We start from the raw sequence: 15571 nt of genomic DNA, 5'->3' as shown, positions 1-15571 counted from the left end.
ACGAACTCGATCCCGAATTACGGGTACGGTTCGGCGGCAAGGCGCGCCGGCATGCTGCGAGTGCGATCAACTGACCGTGGCAGGCGGGTCGTTGCCCAGACGTCCCCATGCCCTCAGCCGATACAAGAGGGTCGGGTGTTCCCGCGCGGATGGCTCGCAGCAATCTTGCCGCACACCAAAGACAACCGTCAATGTGACTGCGTCCCAGCCTCAGGGGCCTGCCGCAGCGATTAGGGGCAGAGGTCCGGGTGGAGGAAGCAGGACAGCAGTTGCCTGAACTCGTGCGGGTGCTCGATCGCCGGCACGTGCCCGCATCGGCCGAACACGTGCAGACGGACATCGGGCAGGTGTGCGAGGAGAGGCTGGGCTGCCGTTTCGAGCGGGGTGACCCGGTCCTCAGCGCCGTGGACGAGCAGAACGGGCGCGCGGATCGCCGCCAGCGTCTGCGCGGAGAGGCTGAGGTCGTCGGCCCATCGTGCCCGGGGTGGCGGGAACAGCGAGGCGAATGCATCCGCCCCCGCTCGCATCGCGGCCGCGCGGGCATCGACGGCCGCATCGGTCACGAGCGTCTGGTCGAGGACGAGGCGACTCAGCATGTCTCGTGCGCCGAGCACGCTGGCGGGTACGGCCCAGATCGCGTCGAGGTCGGCGGACAGCGGCGCGCCGGGGGCGCCCATCGTCGAGACTGCCACGACCCGGGTGACCTGCTGGGGGCGGGCGGCCGCCAACGCCAGTGCCACGGCACCGCCCATGGAGTGACCCACCACGGTGTAGTGCTCGATACCGAGAGCATCCATGAGGCCTGCGGCCTGCTCCGTCCACAGCCGGAGCCCGCCCCTGGAGCCGGGTGGGACGGGTGTGCGGCCGAACCCGGCCTGGTCAGGAGCGACGAAGTGCCAGGACGTGCCCAGCGCCTGCGCGGTGGCCGCCCAGGCTCCGGACCCGGTCGTGCCGGGTCCGGAGCCGTGCAGCATCAGCACCGCGGGTCCGGTGCCGCTCTCCATGAGGTGGACGGGAGAGCCGTGGACCGTGACGGTCCGAAGTGCCGTCATCGGGGCATGCCAGGTGTGCTCAAGTCGATGCGGGGTCGACGGACTTCGAGAAGACTTCCATCATCGCCCTGCCGAACTGCGGCATGTCGGGCCACCCGCGGCAGGAGACGAGGTTGCCGTCCACGACGTCGGGAGCGTCGATGACCGTCGCGCCCGCGTTCTCCATGTCACCGGTGATGGGTGGGAAGCATGCGGTCTTTCGACCTTTCAGGAGCCCGTACACCGCGGGTACCTGGGCGCCGTGGCAGACCAGCGCGATGGGGAGGTTGCGGGCGAAGAAGTGTTCGGTGATGCGCCGGACGTCGGCGTCAACCCGAATCCACTCGGGGGCTCGTCCGCCGGGGATGATGAGGGCGTCGTAGCGTTCGACGTCGACCTCGGCCCAGGGCACGTCGACCGGCAGCTTCCGGCCGTTCTTCTCCACGTAGGCGTCGGAGTTGGGGTCGAACTCGTGGATGACCAGTTGGACGTCACGCATCGTCCGTGACGAGACGTCGACGTCCCAACCGCCTTCCTGCACGCGGTAGTAGGGGTACATGGTGTCAAGTTCTTCGGCGGCGTCGCCGGTCAGGAGCAGCGCTCTGGGCACCTGCTTCTCCTCGCATCTGGGGACGGGCGAGATAGATCCAATACGATCCGATCCGATCGGTTCAGCATTACCCGGCCCCGTCCGCCCGTCAAGCCTCTACCGCCACCGGGTCCGTCTGCTCAAGTTCGTCGAACAGTCGCCGGAAACGCTCGCCGGAGCGCAGGATGTGCCGGCGCATCGCGTAGGCGGCGGCGTCGGGGTCTCGTGCGGCGATCGCGGCCACGACGTCCTCGTGCTCGGCCATGGCCAGGTGGGTGACCTGGGCGTCGCGGTGCAGCCGGAAGAGGTGCACGTGGCTGTGCAGGCGAGCGAGCGTTTCGCGGATGACCTGGTTCTCCGCGCTCAGGGCGACGAGGTCGTGGAAGGCGGCGTCGCGTAGACCGAAGGCGCCGTAGGCTGCCGGCCCGTCTCCCCCTTCCAGTTCGGCCATCTCCCCCAGCATTCGTCGCAGGCCGGCCACCTGCGCCAACGTTGCGCGTTCGGCGGATCTGCGGGCCGCTGCCGGTTCGAGGAGCAGGCGGACCTCCAGCATGTCCTCGAATCGACTACGGGTGATCTGAGGGGGAATGCGGTAGCCGGCGTGGGGTACGCGTACGACCAGGCCCTCGGACTCCATGCGGTTCAGGGCGTCCCGGATCGGTGTCTGCGAGACTCCCAGCTCGCGGGCCAGGACGTCGATCGTGACGCGGGAGCCGGGCTCGATCCGCAGCGACATCAGCTGTCCGAGCAGCGTGTCGTACACCTCGTCGGCCAGCCGGCCGCCCGCTCTTCCCGACGATCCTCCGCCCGTCACGACCCTGCGGCCCCGCGCGATCATCGCTTCGTCGTCCATCGTGGCGTGAGGTCCTTCCTTGCGCTCTTCGGGAACCCATTGACATCAGTTACACCGCTGCGACATGCTGACGCCCCACCGGATCGTATAGGAAACGTGGCGACTGATCGCCAGTGTGCACCCCGCAGGGCACCGTCCACCACCGCTCTGCTCGATCACTTGAAGCTCCCCTCAGCATGCGCGACGTCGGGCCCGGTTCGTCACCGGGCTGCAGTTGGACCGACGACCTTCTCGGCGGCATGACGGCCCCGTACATCGCGGCGCACTCGTGACGCCGGTCCGCCGGTCGCCCTCGGGCGACGGCAGGGCGCCACGTGCGGAACAACCCAGCACCTGCTCGGCGAAGCACATAGCGAGGTTCTCGAAGTCCGAACCAGAAAGCAGGCAGGAAGATGCGGCATTCACAGCGAATGGATCGATTGTCCGCTCCCCGGCGGAAGGTGCAGCTGGCGACGGCGGCCATGCTGCTGATGGCCACGACCGTGGCGGCGTGCGGCGATGGCGGGGACGACGGTGCGACGGCGAGCGCGCCGAAGGCGCCGGCGACCATCCCGGAGCTCACCAAGGACCCGCTGACCCTCAGTTTCATCTGGTTCGACTGGCCTCCCGCCCAGGCCCTCGAAGACTTCGCGAACGCGGAGTACACGAAGGAACGGTCGAACGTCACCGTCAAGGTCAACACCGTGCCGAACGCGAACTGGCACGACGCGATGTTCACCCAGTTCGCCGCGCGCAAGACCGACTTCGACATCGCGATCCTGGACTCGCAGCACATCGGCGAGGCCGTGACGAACGGCAACATCCTCGACATCACCGACTTCGTCAAGAACAACATCGAGGTCGACGCCTACAACCCGTACCTGCTGGCGGCGTACGGCCAGTTCCCGCAGGCGGAGACCGGCCAGCGCGACGAGAACGCCAGCCTGTACGGGCTGCCGCTGCTCGGCGACACCTGGACGATGATCTACCGCAAGGACCTGATCGGCGACAAGCCGCCGCAGACCTGGGACGAGATGATCTCCGTCGCCGAGAAGTGTCAGGCGGACAACCCGGGCGTCAGCGGGTTGGCTTTCCACCAGGCCAACGGCTCCGACGCCGCGGCCGTCACCTACAACACGGTGAACGGCGTCTACGGCGGCAACCTGTGGGACCCGAAGACGCGCAAGATCGACGGCGTTCTCAACGACGCCGCGGGCCATGAGGCGATGGACGTCCTGGTCAACAAGATGAAGCCGTTGACCGCCAGGGGCTCCGGCAACTGGTTCATCGATGAGGTGAACGCGGCGGTCGCTCAGGGCAAGGCCTGCATCGCGTTCAACTGGATCGCTGCGAGCGGCGGGCTGCTCGATCCGAAGGAGTCGACGCTCGGCACCACCCGGGAGCAGATCCTCGACAAGCTGGGCTTCGCCACCCTGCCGAGCCAGAAGACAAACCTGGTGCCGCTCGGCGGCATGGGGATGCACGTGTCGGCCTACTCCGCCGAGGCGAACCAGGTGGAGGCCCGGAATTTCATGAAGTGGTTCCAGCGGGCTGATGTCCAGAAGAAGTGGGCTGCGGCCGGTGGCGTGCCGTCGCGTACGGACGCCCTGTCCTCGCCCGAGTTCCTCAACGCCGGGCCGTTCAACCAGGTGTACGCCGACTCGGTGCCGCGGATGCGGGACATGTGGAACGTGCCCGAGTACGCGCGCCTGGTCGACATCGAGAACACCAACGTCAACGCGGCTCTCAACGGGGCGAAGAACCCGAAGGCTGCGCTCGACGACATCGCCAAGGAGCAGCAGAGCGTACTCGACTCCAGCGGCCGCAAGGGTGGCGGCGGACTGTGAGTGGCCCCGTACCTGTGACGACCGACGATGCCGGGCAGGGGGCGGCGACGCCGCCACCTGCACCGGGTCGGTCCCGCCGGCTGAGCGACCGCGGGCTGGCGGTGGCGTTCATCTCCCCCGCGTTGCTGCTGTTGCTCGCGATGTCGGTGTTCCCGCTGCTGTGGGCGCTGTACCTGTCGTTCACCGACTACTCGGCCACCCGCGGCGGGCGCGCCTACTTCGTCGGGTTCGGCAACTACACCGCCATCCTGACGTCGGCGCAGGTCCACCAGCGGGCCCTGACCACGTTGATCTACGTGGTCGGCGCGGTCACCCTGCAGACGGTGCTCGGCTTCACCATCGCGTACCTGATCTCCCGACGTACCCGTGGGCGAGGGCTGCTGACCACGTTGTTCCTGGTCCCGATGATGCTGTCGCCGGTCGTGGTCGGGCTGTTCTGGCGGTTCATGCTCGACGCCCAGTTCGGCGTGGTCAACAGCATGCTCGGGTCGCTCGGCCTGGGGCAGGTGGAGTGGCTGACCCGGCAGCGCACGGCGTTGATCTCCCTGATCGTGGTCGACACCTGGCAGTGGACGCCGTTCATCATGCTCATCGCGTTGGCGGGGCTCACCGCGGTGCCCAAGTACCTGTACGAGGCCGCCTCGATCGACCGGGCGTCGGAGTGGTTCCGGTTCCGCACCATCACCCTTCCGCTGGTGTGGCCGCTGCTGCTCATTGCCGTGTTGTTCCGGGCCATCGAGGCCTTCCGGCTGTTCGACCTCGTCTACATCCTCACCAGCGGCGGCCCGGGTGTCTCCACCGAGACGCTGTCGTTCCACGTCTACAAGGTCGCGTTCCTGGGCTTCAACACCGGAACCGCATCGGCGTACGGGATCCTCATGGTCCTCGTCGTCATCGTCCTCTCGCAGATCTACCTGCGCTACCTGAACAGACTCAAGGAGGGCTGATGGCCGTCTCCGTCGACGAGGCCGTGTCCACAGGTCCTGCCCGGGATCGCACGACCCCCGCGCGCCGCCGGGGCGGTCGGGGTCGCTCGGTGCTGGAGGTCGCGCTGCTGACCGTGCTGGCCGTCGTGATGCTTTTCCCGGTGCTGTGGATGATCGAGACGTCCATCAAGGAGAACCGGGACGTCTACGCCGTCCCCGCCGAGTTCTTCGGCTTCACGGTCACGATGGAACATTTCAAGGACGTGTTCGTCGGCCCCGACGGCGGTCGCTCGGCCCTGTCCGTGGCGTTCCTCAACTCCGTCCTGGTCGCCGGGGCCTCCACGGTGCTGGCCACCCTGCTGGGGGTGCCGGCGGCCTGGGCCTACTCACGCTTCGCCGTGAAGGCCAAGAAGGACCAACTGTTCTTCATTCTGTCCACCCGCTTCATGCCGCCCGTGGTGGTCGTGATCCCGATCTTCCTCATGTACCGCCAGGTCGGACTCATCGACAGCAAGCTCGGCCTGATCCTCATCTACGCCGCATACAACCTGCCGTTCACGATCTGGATGATGAAGGGATTCGTCGACGAAGTGCCCTCGGAGTACGAGGACGCCGCCATGCTCGACGGGTACACCCGTCTGCAGGCGTTCCGGCGATACACCCTTCCCCTGCTCGTGCCCGGCATCGCCGCGACGGCGGTCTTCGCCCTCATCTTCTCGTGGAACGAGTTCGTGTTCGCCATCTTCCTCACCTCCAGCGACAGCGTGCGCACCGCCCCACCCGCCATCGCCGGCCTCATCGGTGGCACCACGACGGACTGGGGTCTGGTGGCCGCCGCCTCCGTGGTGTTCGCCCTACCGGTGCTCGTCTTCGCCTACCTGGTCCGCAAGCACCTCATCGCCGGTGTGACGCTCGGGGCGGTGCGACGCTGATGGCCGGCATCGAGGTGACCGCCCTGCACAAGCGTTACCCGGACGGCACGGTCGCGGTCGAACAGGTGGACTTGTCGATCGGCCACGGCGAGTTGTTCGTGATGCTCGGCCCGTCGGGTTGCGGCAAGACGACCACGCTGCGCGCCATCGCCGGCCTGGAGCGGCAGACGAAAGGCGACATCCGCATCGGCGACACGCTGGTCAACGACCTGCCGCCGGCCGAGCGGGACATCGCCATGGTGTTCCAGTTCTACGCCCTCTACCCGCATCTGAAGACCCGCGACAACCTGGCGTTCCCCCTGCGGGCCGAGGGGCTGCCCAAGTCGGAAGTGCTCAAGCGGGTCGACGAGGCCGCCCGGCTGATGCGGCTCGGTCCGCTGATGGACCGGCGACCGCGTCAACTGTCCGGCGGGGAGCAGCAGCGCGTCGCGCTCGCCCGCGCCCTGGTGCGACGGCCGCGCGCATTCCTGATGGACGAGCCGCTCACCAACCTGGACGCGGAGCTGCGGGCGGACATGCGTACCGAGATCAAGCACCTGCAGGGAGAGTTGGGGGCGACGATGGTCTACGTCACCCACGACCAGGTCGAAGCGATGTCGCTCGGTCACCGGATCGCCATCCTCAACAAGGGCCGCGTCGAGCAGATCGGCACCCCGCTGGAGGTCTACGACCGTCCGGCGAGTCTCTTCTGCGCCGCCTTCATCGGCTCACCGCCGATGAACCTGATCGAGGTGGAGGTGGCCGACGGGGCGTTGCGCGCTCAGGGCGGGCTGGCCCTCACGCCACCGCCCGGTCTGTCCCGCGACTGTCACCTGGTCGCAGGTGTGCGGCCGGAGGCCCTGGAGGTCACCGCACCGGGGGCGGAGCGTTCGGTCCCGGCCCGCGTGGTCTCGGCGGAGTGGCTGGGCGACGAAATCATCTACGTCGTCGACCACGGCGGCCAGCGCGACGTGCGGGTGCGGATGCCACCGACTGTCCGTTTCGACGCTGACGCACCGGTCGGGCTCCGGCACACCGGCGCGACCCCGGCGGTCTACGACCTGCGTACGGAAGAGCTGGTGGCCTGATGGGAACCGTGGCAGCGCACGGGCTGTGCAAGTCCTTCGGCAAGGTCCAGGCCCTGAACGGGGTGAGTCTGGACGTGCCGGACGGTGCCTTCTTCGTCGTCCTCGGACCCTCCGGGGCGGGCAAGACGACGACGCTGCGGGCGATCGCCGGTCTGGAGAAGCTCGACGCCGGGTCGGTGCACCTGGACGGCGCGGACGCGACTGGTGACGCTCCGGCCGAACGCGACCTGGCCATGGTCTTCCAGAGCTACGCCCTCTACCCGCGACACACCGTGTACGAGAACATCGCATCGCCGCTGCGGGCACGCCGCAGTTCGTCCAGCGAGATCGCCGCTGCCGTCGAGCAGATGTCGCGCCTGCTGCACATCGAACGTCTGCTGCAGCGTCGTCCCGCGCAGTTGTCCGGCGGTGAGATGCAGCGGGTCGCCCTGGCCCGGGCGCTGGTCCGTAGCCCGCGCGCGTTCCTCATGGACGAGCCGCTGACGAACCTCGACCTCAAGCTCCGCGTCGAGATGCGTACCGAGCTCACCCGCATCCACCGCAGCCTCGGAGCAACCTTCATCTACGTGACGAACGACCAGGTCGAGGCCCTGTCCATGGCCGACCAGGTCGCGGTCCTCAAGGAGGGAACGGTGCAACAGGTCGGCACACCGACCGAGGTGTACGAGCGTCCCGCCAACCAGTGGGTCGCCGGATTCGTCGGCAGCCCTCCGATCAGCCTGCTCGCCTGCCATGCCGAGGGAGATCGTCTGGTCGGTGCGCAGGGGTGGACGCTGCCGCGGCCCCGCTGGAGCACCGCGCAGGACGGTCAGCCGCTGCTGCTGGGCCTGCGGGCGGAGGACCTGTCCGTCGAGCAACGCGGGGACGCGTCGTTGCCGGGAGAGCTCTACGGGCTTGAGCCGCTCGGTGACCGGACGGTGGTCGACGTCCAGGTGGGGACGACGATCGTCAAGGTCAAGGCACGGCCCACCGTCACCGGTACGCCGGGCGAACGGCTGCAGGTCACGGTCGACCTGGACCGCGCGCACCTGTTCGACGCGGACACCGGCCTGTCGGTGTCCGAGGCGGGGCGGTAACCCGCGCCGGGCGCGACGACACGCCGCGCCCGGCTCGTCCTTGCCTGCGCCCAGGTGCAGCCCCAGCGTTGATGATCACAGGAGGCGACGCGATGAGTGACCCGACGAACGTCCTGGCCCCCGAGCACCGGCGGCTGCGCATCGGCGACGCCTGGCGCGATGCCGCAAGCGGGGCCACCTTCGCCGTCGAAGACCCGGCCACCGGCAAGAGCATCGCCGAGGTGGCGGACGCCGGTGTCGTCGACGGGCTCGCCGCTCTGGACGCGGCGAGCAGGGCGGCGGCCCAGTGGGCGGCGACCCCGCCACGGAAACGGTCAGAGTTGCTGACCGCGACGTACCGGGCGCTGACCGGACGATCCGAGGAGGTCGCCCGGCTGATAACCCTGGAGATGGGCAAGCCGCTGGCCGAAGCTCGGGCCGAGGTGGCGTACGGCGCGGAGTTCTTCCGATGGTTCGCCGAGGAGGCGGTACGCGTCGAGGGCCGCTACAGCACCGCTCCCACAGGTGGGTATCGCATCCTCACCGTGCCGAAGCCGGTCGGCCCGTGCGTGTTCGTGACGCCCTGGAACTTCCCGTTGGCCATGGGCGCCCGCAAGATCGCTCCCGCGCTGGCCGCGGGCTGCACGACGATCACCAAGCCGGCCGCCCAGACACCACTGACCATGCTGTTGCTGGCCCGCATCATGGAAGAGGTAGGCGTTCCCCCGGGCGTCGTCAACGTGGTGACCACCAAACGTTCCGGCGAGGTGGTCTCCGCGCTGCTGGCCGACGGTCGGACCCGCAAGCTGTCGTTCACCGGGTCGACCGAGGTCGGGCGGATCCTGCTCCGACAGGCAGCGGACAACGTGCTGCGTACCTCCATGGAGTTGGGCGGCAACGCTGCCCTGATCGTGTGTGCCGACGCGGACCTGGACGTCGCGCTCGACGGCGCCATGGTGGCCAAGATGCGCAACATCGGGCAGTCCTGCGTCGCCGCAAACCGGATCTACGTCGAGGAACCGGTGCGCGAGGAGTTCACGGCACGCTTCGCCGAACGGATGGCCGCGCTGTCGGTGGGTCATGGTCTCGACGACGGCGTGGACGTCGGAGCGTTGATCGACGCCACCTCGGTCACCACGATCGACGACCTCGTCGCCGACGCCGTCGACCGTGGTGCCCGGGTCCTGGTGGGCGGCGAACGTCCGGACGGGCCGGGCCACTTCTACCCGCCCACCGTCCTCACCGACGTGCCCGACGACGCGCGGATGCTGCAGGCGGAGATCTTCGGCCCGGTGGCGCCGATCATCTCGTTCGCCTCCGACGAGGAGGTGATCGCCAAGGCCAACGACACCGAGTACGGCCTTGTCGGCTACGTCTTCACCCGTGACCTGCGACGAGCGCTGCGCTTCATCGAAGGGCTGGACACGGGGATGCTCGGCGTCAACCGTGGTCTGATCTCGGACCCGTCAGCACCGTTCGGAGGCGTGAAGCAGTCCGGGATCGGCAGGGAAGGGTCGCACGAGGGCATCCTCGAGTACCTCGACCTCACCTACGCCGCGATCGACCTCCCGTGACCGGCCTGCTGCCCGGCCGCTCAGCGTGTGCCTGCGTCACCCGGAGGGTCAACTGTCCCCGGTCTCGCAGGTGACCTGGACGTCCGCCCCGCCAATCGTCGCCGACATTCCGGAGAGGCACCGACATGCTTGAGACCGTCCGCGGACCACGTCAACTGATCGTGGGCGAAGGGGTCGCGCAGAACATTCCCCGAGTGGTGGCCGAGAGCGGTTCGCGCGTCCTCATCGTCACCGACCAGGTGCTTCTGGGGCAGCCGGGCGTGGCCGACATCGTGGCCGCCGTACGGGAGAAGGTCGAGGTCGTCGAGGTGTTCTCCGACGCGACCGCAGACGTGCCACTCACCGACGTCGCCCTGGCCGTCTCGGCCGCCGCCGAGGTGGACGCCGACGTGATCCTCGCCATCGGCGGCGGCACGGTCATCGACCTCGCCAAAATCGTCGGCGTCATCCGCCGCCACGGCGGAACACCGCGCGACTACTACGGCGAGTCGAGAGTGCCGGGCCCGACGATTCCCCTCGTCGCGGTCCCGACGACGTCAGGCACCGGCTCCGAACTCACCCCCGTCTCGGTGTTGACCGACCCGGACCGCGCCCTGAAGGTCGGGGTCTCCAGCGTCCACATCGTGCCCGACTTCGCCATCGTCGACCCCGAACTCACCTACACCTGCCCGGCGACCGTCACCGCCCACTCCGGCATCGACGCGTTCTGCCACGCGGTGGAGAGCTACACCGCCCGACCCCGGGCCCACGGACCACGCGACCCGGTGGAGCAGGTGTTCCTCGGCCGCAACCCGGTCACCGACCACTACGCGCTCCAGGCCGCGCGGCGCATCGCCCGTAGCCTGCGTCGTGCGGTCAGCAACGGAGGCGACACGCAGGCACGCGCCGACATGTCCTACGGGTCCATGCTCGCCGGGCTCGCCTTCTCCCACGCGGGCAACGCGGCCCCGCACGCCCTCCAGTACCCCATCGGCGCCGCCACGCACACGCCGCACGGCCTGGGCGTCGGGCTGCTACTGCCCTACGCGCTGGACGCGGCCCGGGACGCCATCGGCGACCGGCTGGCCGTCCTCGCCAGGGTGTGCGGGCTCGACGTGACCGACGCCTCGGATGCCGAGGCCACAGACACGTTCCTCACCTGGCTCGACGGGCTCCTTGCCGACATCGGCATCCCGCCCACCTTGGCGGACATCGGCGTGGCCCGCGCCGACCTCCCCCGCTTCGCGGAGATGGCCAGTGGCGTCACCCGCTTGATCCAGAACCATCCCGGCCCGACCGACACCGCCAGCCTGACCGCGATCCTCGAAGCGGCCTGGACCGGCGATCGAACCCGACGGCCCTGACCCCGCGCGGAGATGGTGACCGGGAGACTGGCGCCCCGATAACGGTGGGGACACGGCTGCCCCGGTCAGCTCATGTCGATGGCGTATGCCTCTGCGCGCACGTCGAGGTCCGGGTGCTGACGTAGCCGGATCAGCAGGTCTCGCCATGGCGTTTTCCATCCGAAGCTGGCGCCGTGACGGACCAGCGATACCGCGAACAGGCCACCGGCGAGGTCGCCGCGCTCTGCCAGGTCGACGATGATGGTGGCGAGAGCGTCGGTGTCGGGCCACTCGTGCAGGCTGCGCAGGCGGGCGCCGACGCGTTCGGCGGTGCGGACCGCGAGGGCGGGTCGACCTTCGCACAGGTCGGCGATCTCGTCGAGATTGTCGAGTCGGTGGAGGTCGACCAGCAGCGCGGTTGCCGTGCCGGTGAAGCCGGGTCGGGTGGCGAGCCAGCGTGCTGATTCGACAAGTGTGCTGCGGTCGGCACTGGGCGGCTGGTAGCCGGATCGGACGGCCGCACCCCTGGCGAGAAGGTCGATGCGGCGTCGGTGCGGGCGGTCACCCGTGGCGGGGTCGCCAGGATGCTTGTCGTCGGCATCCCGGGCGACGAGACGTGTCAGCGCGTCACGGAGTACGTCTTCTCCCCCGGCTTCGAGTAGGTCGGCGACCTCGGTGGACGTGATCGTCTCGTCGAGGTCGATGAGGCGGTGCACGACGAGGTCGGCGATTCCGGTCAGCCACGGTGACCAGACCCCGAGTTGGACAAACGCGGCACGTCGGATCTCCCGGTCGGTGGCCCGACAGGCGTCGACGACGAGCGCGCCGTAGGCCGGGCGGTGCCGGTGCGGGATCGTGCCCGGGTACGCGCCGAGGACGGCGCGGCGCTCCTCCCGGCTACCGTCGACGGCGGCCCGCAGGATCGTCCAGCTCGCGTCGGTGTGTAGCCGCTGCCGGGCGGCGGACACGATCGCCGTGCGCACGTCGCGGTGCGCGTCCGGGCGTCGGTGGACGTCGAGCAGGGTCGTCATCGTCTGCGGCGGCCCGTAGCGGGCCAGCAGCCGAGCTGCCTCCTTCCGGCTGGTGATCTTCCCCGCGCCGGTGAGCACCTCGCTGAGCAGCGGCACCAGCCGCGACGGTGCGACGTGCCGAGCGGCCCGGCCTGCCGCGTACAGCGCGACCCGAGCCCGGTCGCTGTCGGCGTACCGCAGCAGGAGCCGCAGTGCCTCGTCGGGCCGGTCCGTCCAGACCAGCGCGCCCAGCGCTGCCTCGGCAATCGCCACCTCAGGGGCGTCGACGTGGCGCAACACCAACTCCCGTCCCGCACCCGGAACGCGGGCAGCGGTCCAGATCGCCGCCGCCCGGAACCACACCTTCTGCCCTGCGTCGGCGATGACGAGTTCCTGCAGGTGCACGAAGCGGGCCTGTTGGCGGGGCAGCCAACGCTCCGGGTGCACCGCCCGGACGGGAACCCACGGCGTTCCCGCCTCGATGAACCGGCCGCGGGGACGGTGGTCCAGCGCCTGGTCGAGCAGGTCGGTGCGGACGGTGCAGATCGTCGTCCACACCTCGTCGATCGTCACCGCCGACGGATCGGTCGCGACTACCTCGGCGACGCGGCCCGCACGCGTACGTGGATCGTCGAGCCACAATCCGATTGCGGTACGGGCCACCGAGGGCAGCGTGTGCGGGCCGATCGCGCGACGCAGCAGGTCCTGCAGTTGCGGCACGCGCCAGGCTCGTTTGCCGAACGCGTAGCTGAGCGCGAAGAGCGGCCCGTACCGGCCCCGGTCGATGCCGGCCGTGACCCAGTCGTGCAGCCGCTGGAAGACCAGCGTCTCCTGCCCTCGCCGCAGCACCGTGTCGAAGCGGCGCAGCACCGGCACGTGGGCACCGGCGCTCACCAGGTCGATCGTGAGTAGCGCCCACTCCCGCAGCGGCGGCACGGCGACGTGGTGTTGCAGCACGTCGACGGCGAGGCTACTCAGTGCTGTCGTGGTGGCGGCGGAGGCGTCACGGGCGTCGACCGCGTCGGTGCTCAGCTGCGTGAGACCGGCTGCCGTGTCCGCGGTGAGCAGTGGCGCCACCCTCGCCAGTGCGGTGAGCGCGGCGGCCCGGACCGGATCCTGCTCGTTACGCAGCCGACCGAGCCGCACAACCACCTCCGCCACCGCCTGTGGGTCACGGGATCGGCGGGCGGCCTGCACCAGCAGCGTGTAGCTGTGCGCCCGCTCGTCGGCGTCGCCCGAACGCAGCGCGTTCTCCAGCGCCGCGGACGCCTGCGGCCAGTTCAGGTACGCCGACCATGTCCGTACGTCGGCCTCCCGTTCGCGGATCTTCGGCAGGCCCAGCACCCGGTTCGCCTCACGCACCCGGACCGCGGCCGGCAGCACCTCCATGATCTCGGCGCTCGGTATCCACGCCGCCGTGTCGACCTCGGCCAGGGCACGGTCGTACAGCTCCCCACGCCGGGCCGGCGCGACAGCATCGAGCAGTGCCGCTAGGGCCCGGCTGCGGTCGTGGAGCCGACTGGCCAGCGGCACCAACTCGTCGGTGGGCAGCACCGCCAGCCGCCGCAGCACAGCCGGCGGAAGCGCGGAACGCCGCAGCCACGCAGCCCGGCCAGGCGCGGTGAGCAGCCGGATAACCCGGCTGGCGTCGTACGCCGCGAGCACCCCGTACGCGGTGAGAGGGCCGGGTAGCCACTCCTCAGGCGCGTACCGTTCGAGCAGGTCGAGTGCCTGCGCCGGGTCGCACCTCAGCACCGCGGCAGCGGCCTCGACCCAGATCCTTTGCCGCAGTTCGGGTCGGGCTGCGGCGAGCCGCTCGCGGACGCGGTCCAGCAGCGGGCCGGAGTGCCACCGGACAAGCCGCTCCAGGCGCGTCGCGTGCTCCAGGTCGGGCAGCAACGCCCGCACCGTCGCGGTGCCGCATGCCGGCAACAAGGCGGCGGCTTCTTCATCACCGAACTGGGCACGGATCTCGCCGATCAGCGCATCGGCGATGTCCGGTGCGGGCCGGCGGCGAAGATCCCGATAGACACGCCGTCGCTCTACCGCCGGCCGATCGGTGACCTCACCGATCGGGAGACCTACACGCAGCGCCGAGGTGAGCGCGGCACCCCTGATCGATGGCTGGGGATCACGCAGCGCCGCGACGACGCCATCGCTGTCCCCCGCCACCCGCGCCGCGACGAAAGCGAGGTGCCGCTCGTAGGGGCCCCGCTCGCGGAGGTCGGCACACACCTGCACCCGGTCATGGGCAGTCTGCGCCCACTGCGCGAGACGGTTCATCCGTTTGCGGTAGGGCAACGGATCGAGCGAGTTCAGCAGGTCATGGGTGGCAGTGAGCACAGCGTGCATTCTGCCCTCCACCCCATCCGCGAGGAGATCGATATATCGTCCCGCTCGGCGGCAGCCAGCCGTCGTCAGCAAGGATCTGCCGGATCTCGATGGAGCCGAGATGCCTGCGGACGGCGTCGGGTAGCAGCGCCGCCGCAGTCCGCCTGTTGAGGGCGTGCGTCCGCGCTCCCAGCCGCCGATTTCACGGCAGTTCCGGAAAGCGCTCCACGAAGGTGCGATACACCGGTGTGCCCGGCAGACCATCGCGGATGGCAAACACCACGCGGTCGAATCGGTCGACCATCTCCAACGCGTCGGCGAACGCACCGGCCACCGCGGCGGGGTCGTTACGGAACACGCCGCACCCCCACGCGCCCAACACCAGCGTCCGATGCCCGTGCGCCGCCGCGGCCTGCAGCACCCGCCGGGCGCGCCGGACCAGCACCGCTGGTACGTCCGTCGCGTGCTCGGGCTGGTTGCGGAGGATCGCGCCAAGGTTCGGCGCCGCAGCGGTCAGGAACGATGTGGTGTACGGCTGGTCGAGCAGGTTGCCCTTGTCGTCACGGAACACCGGCACGTTCGGGGAGTAGATGACGCGGTCGCTGTACCGCAGATCCCGCTGTCCTCGATGGAACGTGTAGAACTCTGGTGCCGCAAGCAGACATGGGTACAGCGCCGATGCGCGGGCGATGCTCTCCTCCTGCGCTTTCGCCCCGCCCAGGAACCCGCCACCCGGGTTCTTCGCCGACGCGAACACCAGACAGGCCGCCCCAGGCCCAAGCCGGTAGGCCGCCTGCAACGTCGACTCGTACGTCACCTCCACCTCACCCGCGCCAGGCGCCGCGTTTCCCACCGCGAGGACCTCGTTCGGCAGATGATGGCGCGTGCCGGCGACTGCGGCACGTACCGCCTCGCCGATGACGACCTCATCACCGGCGGCGTTGCGATAGCCTCCCGACTCGGCGATCGCCACCGTCTGCCGAGCGATCTCACGAAGACGACCACTCACCGGCACACCCGGTGAGTCGGAAGGTGAAGGGTCCGCACAGCCAGCA

Annotated in this window: 12 protein-coding genes; 7 read left to right on the top strand and 5 right to left on the bottom strand. The window is 69.5% G+C overall.

Features of this window, described 5'->3' with window-relative positions; all coding sequences use genetic code 11:
* Positions 1-230: 230 nt before the first annotated feature.
* The 3 genes from VAB18032_RS12750 to VAB18032_RS12740 all read right to left on the bottom strand — a co-directional run bounded on the left by VAB18032_RS12750 (position 231) and on the right by VAB18032_RS12740 (position 2473).
* Positions 231-1052 (bottom strand): alpha/beta fold hydrolase, encoded by an 822-nt coding sequence (locus tag VAB18032_RS12750; RefSeq protein WP_013733250.1) that lies wholly within the window; start codon positions 1050-1052, stop codon positions 231-233.
* Between the two features lie 19 nt (positions 1053-1071).
* The gene (locus VAB18032_RS12745; RefSeq protein WP_013733249.1) at positions 1072-1641 is read right to left on the bottom strand and encodes a DJ-1/PfpI family protein; all 570 of its coding nucleotides are present in this window, start codon (positions 1639-1641) and stop codon (positions 1072-1074) included.
* An 88-nt stretch (positions 1642-1729) separates the two neighbouring features.
* Positions 1730-2473: a GntR family transcriptional regulator gene (locus VAB18032_RS12740; protein ID WP_013733248.1), complete on the bottom strand. Its 744-nt coding sequence runs from the start codon at positions 2471-2473 to the stop codon at positions 1730-1732.
* A 440-nt stretch (positions 2474-2913) separates the two neighbouring features.
* On the opposite strand from VAB18032_RS12740, the gene VAB18032_RS12735 reads away from it, so the two are divergent.
* The 7 genes from VAB18032_RS12735 (at position 2914) to VAB18032_RS12705 (ending at position 11196) form a co-directional block, all read left to right on the top strand.
* Complete coding sequence (locus VAB18032_RS12735; protein ID WP_232510791.1) at positions 2914-4299, top strand: sugar ABC transporter substrate-binding protein; 1386 nt, start codon at positions 2914-2916, stop codon at positions 4297-4299.
* A 14-nt stretch (positions 4300-4313) separates the two neighbouring features.
* The gene (locus VAB18032_RS12730; protein WP_013733246.1) at positions 4314-5246 is read left to right on the top strand and encodes a carbohydrate ABC transporter permease; all 933 of its coding nucleotides are present in this window, start codon (positions 4314-4316) and stop codon (positions 5244-5246) included.
* The gene (locus VAB18032_RS12725; RefSeq protein ID WP_013733245.1) at positions 5246-6157 is read left to right on the top strand and encodes a carbohydrate ABC transporter permease; all 912 of its coding nucleotides are present in this window, start codon (positions 5246-5248) and stop codon (positions 6155-6157) included. Before VAB18032_RS12730 ends, VAB18032_RS12725 begins: the two co-directional genes overlap by 1 nt.
* Positions 6157-7224, top strand: coding sequence for an ABC transporter ATP-binding protein (locus VAB18032_RS12720; protein ID WP_013733244.1), 1068 nt, complete (start codon positions 6157-6159; stop codon positions 7222-7224). Before VAB18032_RS12725 ends, VAB18032_RS12720 begins: the two co-directional genes overlap by 1 nt.
* Positions 7224-8300, top strand: coding sequence for an ABC transporter ATP-binding protein (locus tag VAB18032_RS12715; RefSeq protein WP_013733243.1), 1077 nt, complete (start codon positions 7224-7226; stop codon positions 8298-8300). Before VAB18032_RS12720 ends, VAB18032_RS12715 begins: the two co-directional genes overlap by 1 nt.
* A 92-nt stretch (positions 8301-8392) precedes the next feature.
* On the top strand, positions 8393-9853 hold the full coding sequence (locus VAB18032_RS12710) for an NAD-dependent succinate-semialdehyde dehydrogenase (RefSeq protein ID WP_013733242.1): 1461 nt from the start codon (positions 8393-8395) through the stop codon (positions 9851-9853).
* Between the two features lie 125 nt (positions 9854-9978).
* Positions 9979-11196, top strand: a complete 1218-nt coding sequence (locus tag VAB18032_RS12705) for an iron-containing alcohol dehydrogenase (protein ID WP_013733241.1) — start codon at positions 9979-9981, stop codon at positions 11194-11196.
* 65 nt (positions 11197-11261) lie between these two features.
* Here the strand turns inward: VAB18032_RS12705 and VAB18032_RS12700 are convergent, their stop codons facing one another.
* Both VAB18032_RS12700 and VAB18032_RS12695 read right to left on the bottom strand, forming a co-directional pair.
* The gene (locus tag VAB18032_RS12700; RefSeq protein WP_043720577.1) at positions 11262-14537 is read right to left on the bottom strand and encodes a hypothetical protein; all 3276 of its coding nucleotides are present in this window, start codon (positions 14535-14537) and stop codon (positions 11262-11264) included.
* A gap of 181 nt (positions 14538-14718) precedes the next feature.
* On the bottom strand, positions 14719-15525 hold the full coding sequence (locus VAB18032_RS12695; RefSeq protein ID WP_043724016.1) for a TIGR02452 family protein: 807 nt from the start codon (positions 15523-15525) through the stop codon (positions 14719-14721).
* Positions 15526-15571 lie beyond the last annotated feature (46 nt).

This window comes from Micromonospora maris AB-18-032, from assembly GCF_000204155.1.
Lineage (GTDB): Bacteria > Actinomycetota > Actinomycetes > Mycobacteriales > Micromonosporaceae > Micromonospora > Micromonospora gifhornensis.
The sequence above is the reverse complement of the archived record's forward strand: the minus strand, read 5'-3'. Positions and strand labels throughout refer to the sequence as shown.